A 21255-nucleotide genomic window follows, 5' to 3' on the forward strand; every position below is an offset into this window, starting at 1 on the left:
CGTCGACAGTTACTAGGACGTCCTAGTAAATTTGAAGGTATGGACGCTGACGCCATCGAAGAGGGCCGCCGACGGTGGCAGGCCCGGTACGACGCTTCGCGCAAGCGTGAGGCCGACTTCAGTACGCTCTCCGGGGATCCGGTGGAGCCGGTGTACGGGCCCCGGCCAGGGGATGCGTACCAGGGGTTCGAGCGGATCGGGTGGCCGGGGGAGTACCCGTTCACGCGCGGGCTGTATCCGACCGGATACCGGGGGCGGACGTGGACCATCCGGCAGTTCGCCGGGTTCGGGAACGCCGAGCAGACCAACGAGCGGTACAAGATGATCCTCGGCAACGGAGGCGGGGGTCTGTCCGTCGCCTTCGACATGCCCACCCTCATGGGGCGGGACTCCGACGATCCGCGGTCGCTCGGGGAGGTCGGTCACTGCGGGGTCGCCATCGACTCCGCCGCCGACATGGAGGTGCTGTTCAAGGACATCCCGCTGGGGGACGTCACCACCTCCATGACCATCAGTGGTCCCGCCGTGCCGGTCTTCTGCATGTACCTCGTCGCCGCCGAGCGGCAGGGCGTGGATCCGGGGGTGCTCAACGGAACCCTCCAGACCGACATCTTCAAGGAGTACATCGCCCAGAAGGAGTGGCTCTTCCAGCCCGAGCCCCATCTGAGGCTGATCGGCGACCTCATGGAGTACTGCGCGGCCGGGATTCCTGCCTACAAGCCGTTGTCCGTCTCCGGGTACCACATCCGGGAGGCCGGGGCCACGGCCGCGCAGGAGCTGGCCTACACGCTCGCGGACGGTTTCGGATACGTCGAGTTGGGACTCAGCCGCGGGCTGGACGTGGACGTGTTCGCGCCGGGGCTCTCCTTCTTCTTCGACGCACACGTCGACTTCTTCGAGGAGATCGCCAAGTTCCGCGCCGCGCGCCGGATCTGGGCGCGCTGGATGCGGGACGTCTACGGGGCCAAGTCCGAGAAGGCGCAGTGGCTGCGCTTCCACACGCAGACCGCTGGAGTCTCGCTGACCGCCCAGCAGCCGTACAACAACGTGGTGCGAACGGCGGTGGAGGCGCTCGCCGCGGTGCTCGGCGGGACCAACTCGCTGCACACCAACGCCCTCGACGAGACCCTCGCGCTCCCGAGCGAGCAGGCCGCGGAGATCGCGCTGCGCACGCAGCAGGTCCTCATGGAGGAGACCGGCGTCGCCAACGTGGCCGATCCGCTGGGCGGTTCGTGGTTCGTCGAGCAGCTGACGGACCGGATCGAGGCGGACGCGGAGAAGATCTTCGCGCAGATAAAGGAGCGCGGACTCAGGGCGCATCCCGACGGGCGGCACCCCATCGGGCCCGTCACCTCCGGCATCCTGCGCGGGATCGAGGACGGCTGGTTCACCGGCGAGATCGCCGAGTCGGCCTTCCAGTACCAACGGGCCCTGGAGAAGGGCGACAAGAGGGTCGTGGGCGTGAACGTCCACCACGGATCCGTCACCGGCGACCTGGAGATCCTGCGGGTCAGCCACGAGGTCGAGCGGGAGCAGGTACGGGTGCTGGGCGCCCGTAGGACCGCCCGGGACGAGACCGCCGTACGCACCGCCCTGGACGGCATGCTGGCCGCCGCCAGGTCCGGAGCGAACATGATCGGGCCGATGCTGGACGCGGTGCGGGCGGAGGCGACCCTCGGCGAGATCTGCGGGGTGCTGCGGGACGAGTGGGGGGTGTACACCGAGCCGGCGGGCTTCTAGACCGTCCCCTCCGGGCGGACCCTCCCTTCCCGGGCCGTCCGCTGATTAGACGGCCTGGGAGGCTCCCGACAGCCCCAGCAGCAGCACCCGCGTGAAACTCCGCACCCACTCCTCGTCGGCCGGTTCCGCGCTCACCAGGGTGCGGTGGACCACCGCGCCGGCCACCACGTCGAAGATCAGGTCGACCGTGCGGGCCGCCTCCCCGGGATCCGTCTCCGGGGGCAGCTCGCCACGGGTCTGGGCGCGGGAGCGGCCCTCCAGGACCAGGCGCTTCTGGCGCTCCACGATCGACTCGCGGATCCGTGCGCGCAGCGCGTCGTCGCGGGTGGACTCCGCGACCACCGCCATCAGGCCGCTCCTGGCCTCCGGACGGGCGAGGATCGCCGCGAACTGCAGGACCACGCCCTCGATGTCGGCGGCCAGGGTGCCGCGGTCGGGGAGGGTCAGTTCGTCGAAGAGCTCGGCCACCGCGTCGACCACCAGCTCGTTCTTGCCCGCCCAGCGGCGGTACAGGGTCGTCTTTGCAACCCCGGCCCGCGTCGCCACGTCTCCCAGGGTGAGCTTCGACCAGCCCAGCTCGACCAGCGCCTCCCGTGTGGCCGCCAGGATCGCGGCGTCCGCGGCAGCGCTGCGCGGGCGTCCTGTGGCCCGTGGGGCGGGAGTGCGGCTCTGCATCCCACGACCATAACCGGCGGTTCCTGTGAGGCCGTGAGGGAGATCACCGGGGGGTGGTGTTCCGAAGGCACCCGGTGCCATTACGCTACGACTCGTAGCGAAAGCTCGTGAGCGGATCCACGGGCGACGACCACTGGGCGTGGGGTGGGGACCCGGCGTCCGACAGCGAACAGTACGACCGGCTTTCACAACGCTTTTCACTTGCGCGCGCAGACGGGGGAGGATAGACGCATGCAGCCACGGAACATGTCCATGAGCGGAGTCGTCGACCTCGCCGCGGTGAAGGCGGCCCAGGAGGCCAAGACGAAGGCGGAGCAGGCCCGCGCCGAAGCGGCCCGGCAGGGCGGCGGCACGGGAGCCGTCTCCCCGGCCGACCTCGTCATCGAGGTCGACGAGGCCGGGTTCGAGCGCGACGTCCTGCAGCGGTCCACCGAGGTACCCGTAGTCATCGACTTCTGGGCCGAGTGGTGCGAGCCCTGCAAGCAGCTGAGCCCGGTCCTCGAGCGGCTCGCCGTCGAGTACGCCGGCCGCTTCCTGCTCGCCAAGATCGACGTCGACGCCAACCAGATGCTGATGCAGCAGTTCGGGGTCCAGGGGATCCCCGCGGTGTTCGCGGTCGTCGCCGGCCAGGCGCTGCCGCTCTTCCAGGGGGCCGCCGGTGAGGCCCAGATCCGCCAGACCCTCGACCAGTTGGTCCAGGTCGCCGAGCAGCGCTTCGGCCTGACCGGCCTCACGGTCGACCCGGACGCCGAGCCGGGCGGCGGCCGGCCTGCGGCCGAGCCGGTGCCGGCCGGGCCGTACGACGCGCTGCTCGAGGCAGCCGTACGGGCCCTGGATTCAGGGGACTTCGGCGGTGCGGTGCAGGCGTACAAGAACGTGCTGAGTGAGGACCCGGCCAACCCGGAGGCCAAACTCGGGCTCGCCCAGGCCGAGTTGCTGCAGCGGGTGCAGGGCCTCGACCCGCAGCAGGCGCGCAAGGACGCGGCCGAGAAGCCGGCCGACGTCCGGGCGCAGATCGCCGCGGCGGACCTGGATCTGGTCGGCGGTCATGTGGAGGACGCGTTCGGTCGGCTCATCGAGACCGTCCAGCGCACCGCGGGTGACGACCGGGACACGGTACGTCTGCGACTGCTGGAGCTCTTCGAGGTTGTTGGGGCGGATGATCCGCGTGTGGCGGCGGCCCGTCGGGCGCTTGCTCGCGCACTGTTCTGAGCGGGGCGGCGGCCCGGTTCTGACCAGTCGCTAAACGCCACGTCATGTGATGCCCAAGTGAAAGATTTGCCGGGGGAACGTCAGTGCGGCCGCGCTTTACCAAATCTTGGTAAACGCGGCCGCTGTTACTCCCAGTAAGTTACGGGCGTTGATCTGTCGGATTCTGTCCAACGATCAATAGTTTTGTCCTCCCCCTCGACTGCACCCTCCGTCGCTACCCGAGACCTGTGGGTCGTTGTTCGGTTATCCCGCCGTTACTACCCAGTAACGAAGCCCCTTGTGCGGGCGGCGAGAATGCACCACGATCGGCGACGCTCGGTCCATTCCCGTACCCCGGCAGCCGGTTGGGTCCGCGGGAGCTCCTGGGTCCCCACCGAGCAGAGACGGCGTCCCGGATGCCGGCTCTTGGACAGGGGGGTCTTCGCCCACCCGGCGAAGCCTGTCCAGCAAGGTTGTGCGTGATGCGTGTCAGGCGCGACCAGTGGTTGTCGCTCGGGGGTGATCGCCGGTGATCGGTGCGCGGTTCGCGCCTCCGAGGCGGGCGCTCTCCTTCCCGAGGACGTAGCACTTCTCCCATCCCTGCCCGGCTGAGCCGCCAACTGGGGGCAGTCAGGGTCAGGAGATGTACGTCCGAGAAGGAGGAAATATGGAGTCCCAGGTGCGTGGCGGGACCAGATGGAAGCGGTTCGCTGTGGTCATGGTGCCCAGCGTCGCCGCTACGGCCGCGATAGGTGTCGCCCTCGCGCAGGGCGCTCTCGCCGCGTCGTTCAGCGTGTCCGGCCAGCAGTTCAAGGTGACGGCCGACCAGCTGGAAGGTGACGGCTTCTCCCAGTACGGGGCCCTTGACTCGGGGTACACCCTCGACGGCAAGAAGACGGTCCACCCGGTCGCGGTCTCGGCGTTCAAGTCCGCGTCGATCAAGGGCCTGTGCCAGTCCGTGGTCACCCCGGACGTCCCGATTCTGGGTAGCGTCAGCCTGATCCTGAAGGCGGGCGGCGGCGACAAGCCGGTCGAGGCCAACAACCTGTACATCGACCTCGATGACCTGAGCGCCGACGCGACGTTCACGAACATCGACATCGGTGTGGCGGCCAAGGACGCCAGCAAGGGTCCCGGCATCCACAGCGGCGACGCCGCGAACCCGTACGGGTTCGCGCAGCAGGCCGAGCACGCCTCGCTGGTCGGCGTGAAGCAGACGGCGTGGGCGACCACCGCCGGAACCTTCAAGCTCAGTGGGCTGAAGATGTCCGTCAAGACGGGCACTCACGAGTGCTACTAGGCGCTCGGTGACGGGCGGGGGAGCCGACGGCGCCCCCGCCCGTCCACCTTCCACCACATTCTTCACACGCACTACAACTCGCCACCACAGCACCACCACCAAGCTTCATCACCACAGCAACGCCGCACCAGGGAGCTGTTTTCCATGAGCGCCGAGACTCCTGCCGCACCCGTCGGCCAGTTCAGCCGCCGGAGGCTGCAGTTCCGCGCCTGGCGGGGTACGCGGCCGTTCTGGGCCGGACTGTTCGTCCTGCTCGCCGGCTTTCCGATCATGTACTTCCCGTACGCGCACCTCCAGGTCGGCCACCTGACGTTGGCGATGGCCACCACCGGCGGCGCCGGCTCCCTGATCATCGGTGTGCTGCTCGTAGTCCTGGGCATCAGCCTCTGGTTCCAGAAGCACGTACGGGTCTTCGCGGGTGTCGCGGCGATCCTGCTGGGGCTCGTGTCCATCCCCGTGTCCAACATCGGCGGCTTCCTGATGGGCTTCCTGCTCTCGCTGGTCGGCGGGGCCATGGCCGTGGCGTGGGCGCCGGGCGAGCCGCCCGCGGAGGCCGCGCAGGAGGAGACGCCGGGAACGGGCGACGGCCCCGAGGCCCTGGACCCGGACACCACGATCCTCAAGCCCGTGGTGGGCGAGCCGAACGATCTGTCAGGAACGAGCCCGGCGAACGGGGCGAACGGGAGGCACAGTGCCGGCTGACAAGGTGACACACGGGACTGATGTGGACGAGTCCCGTGTGAGAACCGGGCCGCGCCATGCGGCACCCAAGAAGCCGCTGTTCAGCAAGTTCCACATGCCGGCCGGCAAGGCGATAGCCATGGCGGCGATGCCGACGGCGGTCCTCATGGGAATGGGGTTCACGTCCTCGCTCGCGCTCGCCGACAGCGGTGGCTCCACCTCGTCGAAGAGCCTGACCGCCGACGAGTACAAGGACTGTGTCGCCGCGCTGGACGACTCCTCGGCCTCGGCGTCCGGTGACTCCGCCGACAAGGAGAGCGCGACGCCGAGCCCGTCGGCGACGTCCTCCGCCGACTCGGACAAGAGCACGGACTCCGGCAAGACCTCTTCGTCGGATTCAGGTTCCGACGACAAGGCGACGCCCACGCCGTCCGCGTCGGAGAGTTCGAGCAAGGACACGTCGAGCGGCGACACCGCGACGCCGAGCCCCTCGGCGTCCGCGAGCAGCAGCAGCGGTGGCGGTCTGCTGGACGACATCGGCACCGCGATCGGCAGCATCTTCACCGGCGGCAGCGACAGTTCCACGTCCAGCGCGAGCCCGACGCCGTCCGCGTCCGCGTCGTCCTCGGCGAGCGACTCGTCGAAGGACTCCTCGGACTCGAGCGCGTCCGACACCGTGAAGGACACGACCAAGAAGGTCACCGACACGGTGGGCGACACCGTGAAGGACACCACCGACACGGCGACCAAGGCGGCCGAGGAGGCCACCAAGGCGGCCGAGGAGGCGGCCGACGCGGCCACCTCCTCCGCGAGCCCGTCGGCGAGTTCCTCCACGGACGCGGAGAACTGCCCGGCCGCCACGGACGACGAGAGCGGCGTCGACAACAAGGTGCCGGTGGCGGACGACCCCTGGTACCTGTCGGCCAGCTCGCTGACCCTGAAGGGCGCCGACTACCAGGGCATCGTGGAGGTGAAGACGGCCAACGGCACCAAGAAGAAGGTGCTGAAGTACGTCATCTCCAAGGGCACCGACATCGGCGACCTGCACCAGACGGTCAAGGACACCCAGCAGGGCAAGACGTACCACGTGCAGGCCGGCTCGGGTACGACGTCCACGATCACCGGTGGCGCCACCACGATGTACACGGAGTCCATCTCCGGGAACCTGTTCGGTCTGATCCCGATCACGTTCAGCCCGGACAACCCGCCGCCGCTGAACATCCCGCTGATCTACTTCACCAACGTGAAGGTCGTCCAGGCCGCCCAGTTCGGCGGAACCCTGCATGTGCCCGGGATGCACGTGTACACGACCGACGGAACCGGCTGAGCGCCGCCACAGGGCCCGTTCGGGAGCCGCACACACTGAGGGCGCCCCCTGCTTCAGGGGGCGCCCTCAGCGCCGTACAAGTGCCTTTGCGGCTACGTCAGTTGCCCTGGCCGCCGCCGATGTGGTGGACGCGGAGCATGTTGGTGGTGCCGGGGACGCCGGGGGGCGAGCCGGCGGTGATGATGACGATCTCGCCCGGGTTGAAGCGGTTGATCTTGGCGATCTCCTGGTCGACCATGTCGACCATCTCGTCCGTGGTGTTCACGAACGGCACCACGTGCGACTCCACGCCCCAGCTGAGCGCCAGCTGGTTGCGGGTGTTCTCGTCGGTCGTGAAGGCGATGATCGGCTGCTGGGCGCGGTAGCGCGACAGCCGGCGGGCCGTGTCGCCGGACTGCGTGAAGGCCACCAGGCCCCGGCCGCCGAGGAAGTCGGCGATCTCGCAGGCCGCACGGGCGACCGAACCACCCTGCGTACGCGGCTTCTTGCCCGGAACCAGCGGCTGCAGGCCCTTGCTCAGCAGCTCCTGTTCGGCCGCGGCGACGATCTTCGACATCGTCTTCACGGTCTCGACCGGGTACGCGCCCACGCTCGACTCGGCGGACAGCATGACCGCGTCCGCGCCGTCCAGGATCGCGTTGGCGACATCGGACGCCTCGGCGCGCGTGGGACGGGAGTTGGTGATCATCGACTCCATCATCTGGGTCGCCACGATCACCGGCTTGGCGTTGCGGCGGCACAGCTCGATGAGGCGCTTCTGCACCATGGGGACCTTCTCGAGCGGGTACTCGACGGCCAGGTCGCCGCGGGCCACCATGACGGCGTCGAACGCCATCACGACGTCCTCCATGTTGTCCACCGCCTGCGGCTTCTCCACCTTGGCGATGACGGGGACCCGGCGGCCCTCCTCGTCCATCACCTTGTGGACGTCGGCCACGTCCCTGGCGTCGCGGACGAAGGACAGCGCGACCATGTCGGCGCCCATGCGCAGCGCGAAGCGGAGGTCCTCGACGTCCTTCTCGCTCAGCGCGGGCACGTTCACGGCCGCGCCGGGCAGGTTGATGCCCTTGTGGTCGGAGACGACACCGCCCTCGATGACGATCGTCCTGACCCGCGGGCCCTCGACGTCCAGGACCTTCAGCTCGACGTTGCCGTCGTTGATCAGGATCTGGTCGCCGCGGTCGACGTCACCGGGCAGGCCCTTGTACGTCGTACCGCAGATGGTCTTGTCGCCGGGGACGTCCTCGACGGTGATGACGAACTCGTCACCCCGCTCGAGCTCGACCGGGCCCTCGGCGAAGGTCTCCAGACGGATCTTCGGGCCCTGGAGGTCGGCGAGGACACCGATGGCCCGGCCGGTCTCCTTGGCGGCGGCACGGACGCGGTCGTACCGGCCCTGGTGCTCGGCGTGGGTGCCGTGGCTGAAGTTGAACCGGGCCACGTTCATTCCGGCCTCGATCATCGAGACCAGCATTTCGTGGGAGTCGACCGCGGGGCCGAGAGTACAGACGATTTTCGAACGGCGCATGGGGGCGATCCTATCGGTTTGTTTCGCCGCGGAATATTCCGTCTGGCGGAAGATGCAAATGGGCGGAACCGCGCTCAGTTGCGGTTACTGATGAGTTGCCAAGCGGCGGAGCCGCATATCAATACCGCCCGACCAGTGCGTAGGTCTGCGTCGCGATTTCCAGTTCTTCGTCGGTCGGCACCACGGCGACCTTCACCCGTGCGTCCTCGGGAGAGATCAGCCGCGGCTCGTCGCTGCGTATGGCGTTGAGCGCGCCGTCCACCGCCAGGCCCAGGGTCTCCAGGCCCGCGACGGCCGCCTCCCGCACCGGCGCCGCGTTCTCGCCGACCCCCGCGGTGAACGCGATCGCGTCCACCGTACCGAGCACGGCGTAATAGGCGCCGATGTACTTCTTCAGACGGTGAATGTAGATCTCGAAGGCGAGCTTCGCCTCTTGGTCGCCTTCGTCGACCCGGCGGCGGATCTCCCGCATGTCGTTGTCACCGCACAGCCCGATCAGCCCGCTCTTCTTGTTGAGAAGAGTGTCGATCTCGTCCGTGGACATTCCGCCAACACGCATCAAATGGAAGATGACGGCCGGGTCCATGTCCCCGGATCGCGTACCCATCACGAGCCCCTCCAAAGGCGTGAGCCCCATGGAGGTGTCCACGCACCGGCCCTTCCGTACGGCCGACGCGGAGGCCCCGTTGCCGAGGTGCAGCACGATGACGTTGACCTCCTCGGGCGCCTTGCCGAGCAGCTCGGCGGTGGCCCGGGAGACGTACGCGTGCGAGGTCCCGTGGAAGCCGTAGCGCCGGATGCGGTGCTCGTCGGCGGTCTGCACGTCGATCGCGTAGCGCGCGGCCGACTCCGGCATCGTGGTGTGGAAGGCGGTGTCGAAGACGGCGACCTGGGGGAGGTCGGGGCGCAGGTCTCGGGCGGTGCGGATGCCGGTGAGGTTGGCCGGGTTGTGCAGCGGGGCCACCGGTATGAGCCGCTCGATCTCGGCGAGTACGGCGTCGTCGATGACCGTCGGCTCGGTGAAGGCCTTCCCGCCGTGCACGACCCGGTGCCCGATCGCGGCGAGCTCGGGCGAGTCCAGTCCCAGCCCGTCTTTCGCCAGTTCTTCCGACACGGCCTTCAGCGCGGCCTCGTGGTCGGCGATCGGCCCGCTCCACTCACGGGAGGCGCCGCCGGCCGGTGTGTGCTTCAGCCGCGAGGTCTCCTCGCCGATCCGCTCGACGAGGCCCACCGCCAGCCGGCCGCCTTCGCGCATGTCGAGCAGCTGGTACTTCACCGACGAGGAGCCGGAGTTGAGGACGAGGACGCGGGACGCGCTCACTGGACGGTTGCCTTCTCGCTCGGTGACTGAGGGGACTGGGCCTGGATCGCCGTGATGGCGACGGTGTTGACGATGTCCGAGACGAGGGCGCCCCGGGACAGGTCGTTGACCGGCTTGCGCAGACCCTGCAGCACCGGACCGACGGCGATCGCGCCGGCCGAACGCTGCACGGCCTTGTAGGTGTTGTTGCCGGTGTTGAGGTCGGGGAAGATCAACACGCTTGCCTGCCCCGCGACTTCGGAGCCCGGCAGCTTGGTGGCCGCGACCGACGGCTCCACGGCGGCGTCGTACTGGATCGGCCCCTCGATCTTCAGGTCGGGGCGCCTTTCACGGACGAGCTCGGTCGCCTCCCGCACCTTGTCGACGTCGGCTCCCGAGCCGGACGTACCCGTCGAGTACGACAGCATCGCGATCCGCGGCTCCACGCCGAACCGGGCGGCCGTGGTGGCGGACTGCGTGGCGATGTCGGCGAGCTGCTCGGCGTCGGGATCGGGGTTCACGGCGCAGTCGCCGTAGACGAGGACCTTGTCGGCGAGGCACATGAAGAAGACCGACGAGACGATGTCGGCGTCCGGCTTGGTCTTGATGATCTCGAAGGCCGGGCGGATCGTCGCGGCGGTCGAGTGGACCGAGCCCGAGACCATGCCGTCGGCCAGGCCCTCCTGGACCATCAGCGTGCCGAAGTAGTTCACGTCCGAGACGACGTCGTACGCCAACTCGACCGTGACGCCCTTGTGGGCGCGGAAGGCGGCGTACTGCTCGGCGAAGGCGTCGCGCAGCTCGCTGGTGGCCGGGTCGATCAGCCGGCAGTCGCCCAGGTCGATGCCGAGGTCGGCGGCCTTCTTGCGGATCTGGTCGACCGGGCCGAGCAGGGTGAGGTCGCAGATGCCGCGGCGCAGCAGCACCTCGGCGGCGTGCAGGATGCGCTCTTCCGTGCCTTCGGGGAGCACGACCCGGCGCTTGTCGGAGCGGGCCTGCTCGAGGAGCTTGTGCTCGAACATCATGGGCGTCAGGCGGTCGCTGCTCGGGGCGGAGACGCGCCTGTTGAGGTCGGCGGTGTCGACGTACCGCTCGAAGAGGCCGAGCGCGGTCTCCGCCTTCCTCGGCGTGGCCGCGTTCAACTTCCCTTCCAGGGAGAAGAGTTCGGCGGCGGTGGGGAAGCTGTTGCCGGCCACCGAGAGCACCGGGGTGCCGGGTGCGAGGCGGGCGGCGAGGGTGAGGATCTCGTCGCTCGGGACCTCGTTCAGGGTGAGCAGCACGCCGGCTATCGGCGGGGTGCCGGCGCTGTGCGCGGCGAGCGAGCCGACGACCAGGTCGGCGCGGTCTCCCGGGGTGACGACCAGACAGCCCGGGGTCAGGGCGCTCAGGAAGTTCGGCAGCATCGCACCGCCGAAGACGAAGTCCAGGGCGTCGCGCGCCAGCCCCGAGTCGTCGCCGAGGACGACCTTGGCGCCGAGGGCCTGGCCGATCTGGGAGACGGTGGGGGCGGACAGGGCGGGCTCGTCCGGGACGACGTAGCACGGCACCGGGAGCCGGCCGTCGAGGCTGCCCGCGATCTCGTCACGGTCCTCGCGGGCGACCCGGTTCGCCACCATCGCCAGGACGTCGCAGCCCAGCGCCTCGTACGCCCGGTAGGCGTTGCGCGTCTCGGCGAGCACGGACTCGGCGGTCTGTTTGCGGCCGCCCACCACGGGGATCACGGACGCGCCGAACTCGTTCGCCAGCCGGGCGTTGAGGGACAGTTCGTCCGGCAGCTGGGTGTCGGCGAAGTCGGTGCCCAGGACGAGGACCACGTCGAAGTCCCGCGCGACGCGGTGGAACCGGTCGACGAGCGTGGACACCAGCTCGTCGGCCCCGCGCTCGGCCTGGAGGGCGGAGGCCTCGTGGTAGTCCATGCCGTAGACGGTGGCCGGGTCCTGGGCGAGCCGGTAGCGGGCGCGCAGCAGCTCGAACAGGCGGTCGGGCTGGTGGTGGACAAGCGGCCGGAACACCCCCACCCGGTCGACCTGGCGGGTCAGGAGCTCCATGACCCCCAGCTCGACGACCTGGCGGCCGTCGCCGCGGTCGATTCCGGTCACGTACACGCTGCGCGTCACGCGTGCTCTCCGTTTCGTCTGGCGTCTGTCGTCGGCGGTGAGGGCTCGCGAAAATCGCCCACCGGGGTGAGCGGAACCCTCTTGACAATACCCCCGGGGCTGGATAAGGCGCCCGCCGGCATCGGCCCGTTGACCGGCGCCCGGGGCCTGTCCCGGGGGAAACGGCAGCCGCCTGTGGGGCATGAAACAATCGGACTGGCTCACCGGTATCAACAGCGAGCAGGAGACACAGCACGATGCGCATCGGAGTTCTCACCGCCGGCGGCGACTGCCCTGGTCTGAACGCAGTGATCCGATCGGTCGTGCACCGAGCGGTCACCACGTACGGCGACGAGGTCATCGGCTTCGAGGACGGCTACGCGGGTCTGCTCGACGGCCGCTTCCGCACCCTGGACCTGGACTCCGTCAGCGGCATCCTGGCCCGCGGCGGCACCATCCTCGGCTCCTCCCGCCTGGAGCGCGACCGGCTGCGCGAGGCCTGCGCCAACGCCTCCGACATGATCCACGAGTTCGGCATCGACGCCCTGATCCCGATCGGCGGCGAGGGCACGCTGACGGCGGCGCGGATGCTGTCCGACGCGGGCCTGCCGGTGGTCGGCGTACCGAAGACGATCGACAACGACATCTCCTCCACGGACCGCACCTTCGGCTTCGACACCGCGGTCGGCGTCGCCACGGAGGCGATGGACCGCCTGAAGACGACCGCCGAGTCCCACCAGCGCGTGATGGTCGTCGAGGTCATGGGCCGCCACGCGGGCTGGATCGCGCTGGAGTCCGGCATGGCCGCCGGCGCGCACGGCATCTGCCTGCCCGAGCGCCCCTTCGACCCGGCCGACCTCGTCAAGATGGTCGAGGAGCGCTTCGCCCGCGGCAAGAAGTTCGCGGTCGTCTGCGTGGCGGAGGGCGCACACCCCGCCGAGGGCAGCATGGACTACGGCAAGGGCGACATCGACAAGTTCGGCCACGAGCGCTTCCAGGGCATCGGTACGGCGCTGGCGTACGAGCTGGAGCGCCGGCTCGGCAAGGAGGCCAAGCCGGTCATCCTCGGCCATGTGCAGCGCGGCGGCGTCCCGACCGCCTACGACCGAGTCCTCGCCACCCGCTTCGGCTGGCACGCGGTGGAGGCGGCGCACCGGGGCGAGTTCGGCAGGATGACGGCCCTGCGCGGGACGGACGTCGTGATGGTGCCGCTGGCGGAGGCGGTGACCGAGCTGAAGACGGTCCCGAAGGACCGTATGGACGAGGCGGAGTCGGTGTTCTAGCACCGCCGTTTCAGGTGGTGTTGTCCTGGACGGCTGCCCAGAAGAGGTCGACGATCCGGTCCAGGAAGTCCCGTCCGGCCTCGCCGGCATCGCTCGCGGCGTCTCCGTCGCCCCAGCTCAGCGTGGCGGCCATCTGCCCCTGGTAGTCCTGGTGCAGCTCCTGGAGGGTGTCCTCCAGGAGGCGCCGGTCCAGGGGCACCATCTTGCCGACCGGGCGGACGTAGGCCTGCCAGCGTGTGGTGACGGCGCTGCGGAGCAGATCGGCGAGCTTCGCCTCGCGGCCGGTGACGGTGATGAAGTCCGGGAGCGAGAGCTGGAGCAGGTCGGCGAGTGCGGCCGACTGGCGTTCGTTGCCGCGCCAGGCGTTGTGCTCCTCCATGTGGAGATAGGCGAGGAGTTCGAGGCCGGCGGTGCGGGCGACGTCGTCGGGCGCGAGACCGCGGGCGATGCGGTGCTCGCGCAAGGTCCGCGGCTTGCCGAGGAGTTCACCGGGGGAGCACCACAACACACCTGCGAGAGCGGTGAGTTCGGCGCTGGTGGGTCCCGTGAGCCCGCGTTCCCAGGCGAGGACGAGATCCGGGGTGACGTAGGGCAGTCCGTACGAGGCGCGCAAGCCGAAGGCGACGTGTTCGGGGCCCATGTTGAGGGCGGCGCGCAGTCGGCGGGCGGCGGGGGCGTTGAAGGGCGGCGTCGAGGGGGCGGGCTGGTTCGGGCGGTCCGAGCGGTTGTGGCGGTCGGGGTGGTTCTGACGGCTTGGGCGGTCCTGGCGGTTCGGGCGGGGAGAGGGATGGCGCACGGGGCACAAGCTAGGGGCGCGACGGTGCGATGACTACGGTCTGTTCGGCCAGTATCACGGATTGTAGGAACGTACGGTTTCGGACGTCCGTTCCCGGTGGCCGAAGATCGTCTGTCGGCGGGGCGGCAGCGCTGGCGAGGATGGCGTCGGCCCGTCCGGACGGGCGGCCGGAGAGGACGTGATCTTCATGTACGAGGTGAATGGCAAGGTGGAGGGGCATATTCGCGAACGCCTCCTGGCCCCGAACTTCTGGCACCTCGCCACGGTCGGCCCCGACGGCGCGCCCCAGGTCTCGCCCATGTGGGCGGACCTCGAAGGCGAGTACGTCATGGTCAACACGTCGATCGGCCGTGTGAAGGAGCAGAACCTGCGGCGCAATCCGAACGTCTCGCTGTCCCACCACGACACGGAGAACCCCTACGACCGGGTGGAGATACGGGGGCGGGTGGTGCGGTTCGTCGAGGGGGAGGAGGCGGAGCGCGCGATGGACCGGCTGACGACGAAGTACATCGGGGAGGAGCGGTACCCGTGGCTGCTGCCCGGGGAGCGGCGGGTGATGTTGCTGATCGAGCCGGTGCGGGTGCGGCGGGTCGTGGGGGTGGAGCCGTTCCGGCCGGGGGTGCTGCCCTCGTCGTGAGCGGGGTCAGCCCTTGACGGCACCCCCGAGCGCGAACCCGCCGCCGAGCCGCCGGGCGATCAGCACGTACAGCAGAATCACCGGCGTCGAGTAGACGATCGAGAACGCCGCCAGCTGGCCGTAGGCCACCATCCCCCGGTTTCCGAAGAACTCGTTGATGCTGACCGATGCCGGCATCTGGTCGGGTGTCAGCAGGAGCATGAACGGGACGAAGAAGTTGCCCCACATGACGACGAACGAGAAGACGGTGACCACCGCCACGCCCGGACCCATCAGGGGCAGCACGATCCTTACGAGCGACTGCATCGACGAGGCCCCGTCCGTCCATGCCGCCTCCTCCAGTTCCTTCGGTACGCCGTCCATGAAGTTCTTCATCAGCCAGATGGCGAACGGGAGTTGGGACGCGGCGAAGAACAGGATGGTGCCCTGCACGGTGTCGATCAGGTTCACCTGAACGAACAGCGCGTACACCGGCACCATGATCGCCGTGATGGGCAGGCTCGTCGCGAAGAGGATCGTCAGGAGGAAGGGGCGGTTCAGGCGCGAGCGGAAGCGGGACAGGGGGTACGCCGCCAGCGCCGCGCACACCACCGTCAGCAGGGTCGCGCCGCCGCACAGGATCAGGCTGTTGAGGAGGGGGGTGAAGGTGATGTCCGAGGTCAGGATCGCGTCGAAGTTGTCGAGCGTGAGGCCGTCGGGGGCCTTCACCCTGAGGTCCGCGTGCGGGTCCACCGAGGAGAGCAGGACCCAGGCCAGGGGGAGTGCGAAGGCGGCGGCGACCGCCAGCAGGCCCGCGTCCGCGGCCAGTCGGCGGCTGCGGCGGCGGGAGGCGAGAGTGAGGGCCATGGTGTGTCAGACCTCCGTTCGCAGCAGGCGCAGGTAGACCAGGGAGAACAGCGAGCCGACCAGGAGCAGGAGCAGGGCGACTGCGGTGCCGTAGCCGATCATGCTGTTCTGGAAGGCCTGTTCGTACATGAAGAGGGGGAGGGTCTGGCTCTTGTCGCCCGGGCCGCCTCGTGTCATCACCCAGATCAGGCCGAAGACGGACAGGGTCTGGAGGGTGTTGAGCATCAGGTTGGTGCCGATGGAGCGGCGGATCATCGGGAGCGTGATGTGCCACATGCGGCGCCAGCCGCCGGCACCGTCGACCTCGGCGGCTTCCGTGATCTCCTTGGGGATTTCGTTCAGGGCCGCCGAGTAGACCAGCATCGAGAAGGCCGTTCCCCGCCAGACGTTCGCGAAGGACACCGCCAGGATCGGCAGGGTGAACAGCCAGTTCTGGGACGGGAGATGGAGCCCGTCGAGGATGGCGTTCAGGGTGCCCTCGCGGCGGAAGAAGGCGTAGAGGAGGAAGCCCGCGACCACCTCCGGCAGGACCCATGCCGTGATCACTATGCCGCCGGTGAGCGTGCGGACCGGCTGCGACGCCCGCTGCATCAGGGCCGCCAGCGCCAGGCCCAGGGTGTTCTGCCCGAGGAGGGAGGACACGACCGTGAAGACGAGGGTCAGCCATACGGCGTTGAGGAACTCCTCGTCGCCGAAGGCCTTGCGGAAGTTGGCCAGGCCGACGAAGGACGAGTGGGCCTGGCCGGTGAGCTGGAGGTCGGTGAAGGCGATGTACGCGCAGTAGGCGATCGGGCCCGCGAGGAAGAGGAGCAGCAGGATCAGGGCCGGGGAGACGGGGAGGGCCCGGGTGAGGGCGCGGAGGGTCTTCGAGCGGCGGGAGGGCGGGCGGGGCGTCGGGCCCGGAGGGGTCTTGGAGATCTCCGGGCCGTCCGTCGCGTGCGGTGCTGCTGCGGCGGTCATGGGTGGGTGCCGCCGCTCACTTCTTGATCACCTGGTTGTCCGTGGCGTCCTTGAGCGCGTCGTCGTAACCGCTCGCCGCCTTGTCGACCGACGTGTCGCCCGTCGTCACGCCCTCCATCGCCTCCTGGACGGCCGTGGAGACCTTCGGATACGCCGGGTACGCCGGCCGGTAGTGCGTGCTCGCGACGAGGTCCGTGAAGAACTTGATGCCGGGCTGGGCGGACGCGTACGACGGGTCGCCCGCGACGTCCTTCCGTACCGCGATACCGGAGTTGGCGATGTACCACTTCTCGGCGTTCGCCTTGGTCTGCATCGTCTTGATGAAGTCGAAGGCCAGGTCGGGATTGCCCGCCTTGGCCGGGACCGCCCAGGTCCAGCCGCCGGACATGCTCACCTTCCCGGGGGCCTGGCCGTGCTGGGTCGGCATGTACGCGAGCCCCAACTCGCCGGACCACTGCGGCCATTCGTGCCCGGAGCCCTTCAGCCAGTCCTGCGGGAGCCAGGAGCCGTCGAGGGCGATGCCGAGCTTGCCCTTGGGGAGCATCTCGCCGCGGACGATGGTCTGGATGTTGGGGTCGAGGGCGGTGGCGACGTCGGTGCCGAGCTTCTCCTGGTAGACCGTTTCGACGAAGGCGAGGGAGTCCCTGAAGCCCTGGCTGCCGGCGATCCACTTCTTGGAGGCCTTGTCGTACAGGGGGTCCGAGCTGCCGTCACCCGTGCCGTAGAGCAGCATCTCGAAGGTCTGCATCGTGGCGGCCTCACCGGCGGGTTTTCCGGTGTAGACGTTGAGAGGGGTGACGCCGGGGACTTTCCGTTTGATGGTGCGGGCGGCGGAGAGGATGTCCGCCCAGTTCTTCGGCTGCCAAGTGGTGGGCAGACCGGCCTTCTTGAAGATGCCCTTGTCGAACCAGAGGCCCCGGGTGTCGGTGCCGTCCGGGACGCCGTACGTCTTGCCGTCCTCGGCCTTGGCCGCGGTCTTCGCCGTGTCGATGAACTGGTTCCAGTCCGGCCACTTGGCGAGGTACGGGTCGAGGGGTTTCAAGTACCCGCTGGTGATGTCCGAGTTGATGAGGAACGTGTCCTCGTAGACCAGGTCGGGGGCGGTCTTGGGGGAGCGGAGCATCTGCTGGAGCTTGGTGTAGTACTCCGAGTCCGGGGCCTTGATCGGGACGAGCTCGACCTTCTTGCCGGGGTACTTCTTCTCGAACTGCTTCTTGACGTCCGCGAGGAAGTCGTCCATCACCTTGATGGAGTTGTCCGTGGACTGTTTGAAGGAGACCTTCACGGTGTCGGGGCTGCTGCCGGAGCCACTGCCGCAGGCGGTGAGGGTTGTTGCGGCGAGGGCGGTGGTGAGGAGGGCGGAGAGGAGGGGGAAGGCGGCGGTGGGGCGCACGGGCATGACCTCCTGCGGCTTCACTTCGTTGTGGCCGGGATGACTGCCCGGTGAACGTAAGTGGAGTGGTCTAGTCAGGTCAATGCGTGTGCGCGGGATTGGGCGTCGGCGGGGCGGCGCCCGTGGGCACAGGCCTCGATCGGGTGAGCGGGGTGGCCGCCTCCGGTTGGCCGCCCGGTCCCGAACTACCGCCCCTCGTACCCCCGTTCAACCCGCTTGGCAACGAACGGCCCGCTGAGGACGCTCCCCCGGAAGTCGAGGTGATCCCCTCCGTACGTCGCCCGATGGGGCCCCTCCTCGGAGTCCGAGCCCTCCCCGTACCGCCGTGTACTCCGACGACAACGCGGTCAGCACCGCCGCAGTGGGTTGCGTCACCCCTTTAAGGTACTTCCAAGTGACCTGCACAGACGTCGTGTTGGCACCGACGCACCGACGCACCGACCGGGGGGAGAGGGAACGCATGCCGGAACAAGGGGTCACCACCGGCCAACTGCTCCTCGCCGAGTACCAGACCGTCAAGGACGAGCAGAAGTCCCGTATCGGCTTCCGGGACAACCTTCTCTACGTCACCCTCGCCGTCGTCGCCGCAGTCATCGCCGCGGCCGCCCAGGCCAGGCAGCCCGCCATGCTGCTCGCGCTCCCGCCCGTCACCGTCGTCCTCGGCTGGACCTACCTCGTCAACGACGAGAAGATCTCCGCGATCGGCAGGTTCGTCCGTGACGATCTCGGCCCGCGGCTGGCCCAACTCGCCCATGCCGAGGGGGCTTTCGCCTGGGAGACGGTGCACCGCGGTGACGCCCGCCGGCGTTCCCGTAAAGCCATCCAGTGCGCCGTCGACCTGTTGGCCTTCTGCGTCGTCCCCCTCGCCGGCCTCACCGTGTACTGGGCCGCGGGACAGACCACCGCCGGGCTGCTGTTCCTCTCGGCGCTCGAAGCGCTCGCCGTCATCGGCCTCGGGGTGCAAGTCGTGCTGTACGCAAGGCCGTTCAGTTAGGGCTGCTCACCCACCGGTACTGCAGCTCCGGCCGCCCCACCGTCCCGTACTGCGGACTCCGCGCCGCCCGCCCCGCGTCCACCAGGTGCTCCAGATAGCGGCGGGCCGTGATCCGCGAGATGCCCACCGCCTCCGCCACCCCGGTCGCCGTCAACCCCTCCGTGCAGTCGCGCAGTGCCACCGTGACCCGCTCCAGCGTCGGCGCGCTCAACCCCTTGGGCAGGGCCGCCGGCGACGGTGCCCGCAGCGTCGCCAGTGCCCGGTCCACCTCGTCCTGGCCGCTCGCCTCGCCCGCCGCCGCGTGGAACTCGGCGTAGCGGACCAGGCGGTCGCGCAGGGTCGCGAAGGTGAAGGGCTTCAGTACGTACTGGACGACGCCCAGCGAGACCCCCTCCCGCACCACCGTCAGATCCCGCGCCGACGTCACCGCGATCACGTCCGCGTGGTGCCCGGCGGCCCGCAGGGAGCGTGCGAACTGCAGGCCGTGCACATCGGGCAGGTGCAGGTCCAGCAGAAGCAGGTCCACCGGCGTACGGTCCAGCAGGCGGCGGGCCTCCGCGCCCGTGTGCGCCTTGCCGACGGCCACGAAGCCCGGCACCCGGCCGACGTACATGACGTGCGCGTCGGCGGCCACCGGGTCGTCCTCCACGACCAGGACACGGATGGGCTGCTGGGTCGTCATACTTCACCTCTCACGCCGGCCTGCCCGGTCAGGTCGGCCGTGCGCAGCGGCAGCCGCACCTCGAACACCGCGCCACTGTCCGTGCCCTCCGCCACCGTCAACGTCCCTTCCTGGCGGGTGACCGCCTGCCGCACCAGCGCCAGCCCGAGCCCCCGCCCGCCGGGTCCGGCCGGCTTCGTCGAGAACCCCCGTTGGAATACCAGCTCGGCATGGGCGGGATCCACCCCCGTGCCGGTGTCCGCGACCCGCATCACCAGCTCGGCACCCTCCGCGTACGCCGTCACCGTCACCCGCGCGCCGACGCTGCCCTGAGCCGCGTCCACCGCGTTGTCGATCAGGTTGCCGAGGATCGTCACCAGGTCGCGCGAGGGCAGGGACTCCGGGAGCAGCCCGTCGTCGAGGCGGCTGTCCTCCGACACCACCAGCTCCACGCCCCGCTCGTTGGCCTGGGCCGTCTTGCCCAGCAGCAGGGCCGCAAGGACCGGTTCGCTCACCGCCGCCACCACCTGGTCGGTCAGCGCCTGCGCCAGCTCCAGCTCCGCCGTCGCGAAGTCCACCGCCTCCTCGGCGCGGCCCAGCTCGATCAGGGACACCACCGTGTGCAGCCGGTTCGCCGCCTCGTGCGCCTGCGAGCGCAGGGCCTGGGTGAAGCCGCGCTCGGAGTCCAACTCACCCATCAGGGACTGCAGTTCGGTCACGTCCCGCAGGGTCACCACGGTGCCCCGGCGCTCGCCGCCCGACACCGGCGAGGTGTTCACCACCAGCACCCGGTCCGCCGTCAGATGCACCTCGTCCACCCGAGGCTCGGAAGCCAGCAGCGCTCCCGTGAGGGGAGCCGGCAGGCCCAGTTCAGCGACCGACCTGCCGACCACGTCCTCCTCGCCCGGCAGCCCCAGCAACTCCCGCCCACCGTCGTTGATCAGCGCCACCCGGTACTGCCCGTCCAGCATCAGCAGCCCCTCCCGCACCGCATGCAACGCCGCCTCGTGGTAGTCGTGCATCCGGCTGAGCTCGGCCGCGTTCATGCCGTGGGTGTGGCGGCGCAGGCGCGCGTTGACGACGTACGTGCCGATCGCGCCGAGCGCCAGGGCGCCGGCCGCGACACCGAGCAGCGCCGAGACCTGGCTCTGCACCTGCTTGCTGATCGCCTTGACCTTGATGCCCGCGCTGACGAGACCCACGATCTCCTTGCCGTCCTTGATCGGGGTGACCGCGCGGACCGAGGCGCCCAGGGTGCCCGTGTAGGTCTCGGTGAAGGGCGTGCCGCGAAGGGCCGGCTGGATGTTGCCGACGAAGTGCTTGCCGATCTGCTTCGGGTTCGGGTGGGTCCAGCGGATGCCCTTGGGGTTCATGATCGTCACGAAGTCGACGTCGGCGTCCTTCATCACCTTCAGCGCGTACGGCTGGAGCTCGGCGCTGGGGTGGGGGGTGGCGATCGCCTCCCGTACGGACGGGGAGTCCGCGATCGAGCGGGCCACCGCCAGGGCCTGGCGGCGCGCCGCGTCCTCGGCCTGGTGCTGGTCGCTGACGTACGTGAACAGCGCGTATCCGGCCACGACGACCGCTATCAGCACCGCCTGCATGGCGAAGAGCTGGGCGGCCAGGCTGCGAGGTCTCGGGACGCGCATGTGCATGTCGTCAGTGTGCCTCGCACGTTAAGTGTGAACTAAATGAACGGAAGGGTGACCGGCCTCACAGGGCACGGGATAGTCACCGCATTGAGTGCGAGAGCGGAAGCGGGCCAATCGGTTCCGGCCAACGCTTCCGGCACCGAAAGCACAGAGATCCGCACCCCCGTCCCCATCTCCCCATTCCCCGGACGTGAG

General features: G+C 69.3%; 18 protein-coding genes. 8 read left to right on the forward strand and 10 right to left on the reverse strand.

Features of this window, described 5'->3' with window-relative positions:
• The first annotated feature begins 39 nt into the window (after window positions 1–39).
• Window positions 40–1740, forward strand: coding sequence for a methylmalonyl-CoA mutase family protein (locus tag ABZ880_RS20955; RefSeq protein WP_361264885.1), 1701 nt, complete (start codon window positions 40–42; stop codon window positions 1738–1740).
• 45 nt (window positions 1741–1785) lie between these two features.
• On the opposite strand, the gene ABZ880_RS20960 is transcribed toward ABZ880_RS20955, so the two are convergent.
• A complete protein-coding gene (locus ABZ880_RS20960) occupies window positions 1786–2415 on the reverse strand; it encodes a TetR/AcrR family transcriptional regulator (RefSeq protein ID WP_361264888.1) in 630 nt (209 codons plus the stop codon).
• 231 nt (window positions 2416–2646) lie between these two features.
• On the opposite strand from ABZ880_RS20960, the gene ABZ880_RS20965 reads away from it, so the two are divergent.
• From ABZ880_RS20965 to ABZ880_RS20980, 4 genes are all read left to right on the forward strand, one after another.
• Window positions 2647–3627, forward strand: a complete 981-nt coding sequence (locus ABZ880_RS20965) for a tetratricopeptide repeat protein (protein WP_361264891.1) — start codon at window positions 2647–2649, stop codon at window positions 3625–3627.
• A 646-nt stretch (window positions 3628–4273) separates the two neighbouring features.
• Entirely contained in the window at window positions 4274–4906 is a 633-nt protein-coding gene (locus ABZ880_RS20970; protein WP_361264894.1) for a DUF6230 family protein, read from the forward strand.
• 144 nt (window positions 4907–5050) lie between these two features.
• The gene (locus ABZ880_RS20975; protein ID WP_361264897.1) at window positions 5051–5608 is read left to right on the forward strand and encodes a DUF6114 domain-containing protein; all 558 of its coding nucleotides are present in this window, start codon (window positions 5051–5053) and stop codon (window positions 5606–5608) included.
• The gene (locus ABZ880_RS20980) at window positions 5598–6914 is read left to right on the forward strand and encodes a hypothetical protein (RefSeq protein ID WP_361264900.1); all 1317 of its coding nucleotides are present in this window, start codon (window positions 5598–5600) and stop codon (window positions 6912–6914) included. Before ABZ880_RS20975 ends, ABZ880_RS20980 begins: the two co-directional genes overlap by 11 nt.
• Before the next feature lie 97 nt (window positions 6915–7011).
• Here the strand turns inward: ABZ880_RS20980 and pyk are convergent, their stop codons facing one another.
• The 3 genes from pyk to pta form a co-directional block, all read right to left on the reverse strand.
• Window positions 7012–8442: a pyruvate kinase gene (gene pyk, locus ABZ880_RS20985; protein ID WP_361264903.1), complete on the reverse strand. Its 1431-nt coding sequence runs from the start codon at window positions 8440–8442 to the stop codon at window positions 7012–7014.
• A gap of 118 nt (window positions 8443–8560) precedes the next feature.
• A complete protein-coding gene (locus ABZ880_RS20990) occupies window positions 8561–9763 on the reverse strand; it encodes an acetate kinase (RefSeq protein ID WP_361264906.1) in 1203 nt (400 codons plus the stop codon).
• The gene (gene pta / locus ABZ880_RS20995; RefSeq protein ID WP_361264909.1) at window positions 9760–11859 is read right to left on the reverse strand and encodes a phosphate acetyltransferase; all 2100 of its coding nucleotides are present in this window, start codon (window positions 11857–11859) and stop codon (window positions 9760–9762) included. The genes ABZ880_RS20990 and pta overlap by 4 nt, the downstream gene beginning before the upstream one ends.
• 236 nt (window positions 11860–12095) lie before the next feature.
• Here pta and ABZ880_RS21000 point away from each other — a divergent pair, with 236 nt between their 5' ends.
• Window positions 12096–13121, forward strand: a complete 1026-nt coding sequence (locus ABZ880_RS21000; RefSeq protein WP_361264912.1) for an ATP-dependent 6-phosphofructokinase — start codon at window positions 12096–12098, stop codon at window positions 13119–13121.
• 10 nt (window positions 13122–13131) lie between these two features.
• Here the strand turns inward: ABZ880_RS21000 and ABZ880_RS21005 are convergent, their stop codons facing one another.
• A complete protein-coding gene (locus ABZ880_RS21005; RefSeq protein WP_361265001.1) occupies window positions 13132–13761 on the reverse strand; it encodes an XRE family transcriptional regulator in 630 nt (209 codons plus the stop codon).
• Window positions 13762–14104: 343 nt separating this feature from the next.
• Between ABZ880_RS21005 and ABZ880_RS21010 the strand changes: the two genes are divergently transcribed.
• Window positions 14105–14554, forward strand: a complete 450-nt coding sequence (locus ABZ880_RS21010; protein WP_361264915.1) for a PPOX class F420-dependent oxidoreductase — start codon at window positions 14105–14107, stop codon at window positions 14552–14554.
• Window positions 14555–14560: 6 nt separating this feature from the next.
• Here the strand turns inward: ABZ880_RS21010 and ABZ880_RS21015 are convergent, their stop codons facing one another.
• From ABZ880_RS21015 to ABZ880_RS21025, 3 genes are read right to left on the reverse strand one after another with little or no spacing between them, the layout of a single operon-like run.
• Complete coding sequence (locus tag ABZ880_RS21015) at window positions 14561–15400, reverse strand: carbohydrate ABC transporter permease (RefSeq protein WP_361264918.1); 840 nt, start codon at window positions 15398–15400, stop codon at window positions 14561–14563.
• 6 nt (window positions 15401–15406) lie between these two features.
• On the reverse strand, window positions 15407–16360 hold the full coding sequence (locus ABZ880_RS21020) for a sugar ABC transporter permease (protein WP_361264921.1): 954 nt from the start codon (window positions 16358–16360) through the stop codon (window positions 15407–15409).
• 16 nt (window positions 16361–16376) lie between these two features.
• Window positions 16377–17759, reverse strand: coding sequence for an extracellular solute-binding protein (locus tag ABZ880_RS21025; RefSeq protein ID WP_361264924.1), 1383 nt, complete (start codon window positions 17757–17759; stop codon window positions 16377–16379).
• A 454-nt stretch (window positions 17760–18213) separates the two neighbouring features.
• On the opposite strand from ABZ880_RS21025, the gene ABZ880_RS21030 reads away from it, so the two are divergent.
• Complete coding sequence (locus ABZ880_RS21030) at window positions 18214–18747, forward strand: hypothetical protein (RefSeq protein ID WP_361264927.1); 534 nt, start codon at window positions 18214–18216, stop codon at window positions 18745–18747.
• Here the strand turns inward: ABZ880_RS21030 and ABZ880_RS21035 are convergent.
• Both ABZ880_RS21035 and ABZ880_RS21040 read right to left on the reverse strand, forming a co-directional pair.
• Complete coding sequence (locus ABZ880_RS21035; protein ID WP_361264930.1) at window positions 18740–19429, reverse strand: response regulator; 690 nt, start codon at window positions 19427–19429, stop codon at window positions 18740–18742. The genes ABZ880_RS21030 and ABZ880_RS21035 overlap by 8 nt on opposite strands.
• Window positions 19426–21063: a sensor histidine kinase gene (locus tag ABZ880_RS21040; protein WP_361264933.1), complete on the reverse strand. Its 1638-nt coding sequence runs from the start codon at window positions 21061–21063 to the stop codon at window positions 19426–19428. The genes ABZ880_RS21035 and ABZ880_RS21040 overlap by 4 nt, the downstream gene beginning before the upstream one ends.
• Window positions 21064–21255 lie beyond the last annotated feature (192 nt).

Origin of the sequence: Streptomyces sp. NPDC047043 (genome assembly GCF_040644055.1) — a bacterium.
Classification (GTDB): domain Bacteria; phylum Actinomycetota; class Actinomycetes; order Streptomycetales; family Streptomycetaceae; genus Streptomyces.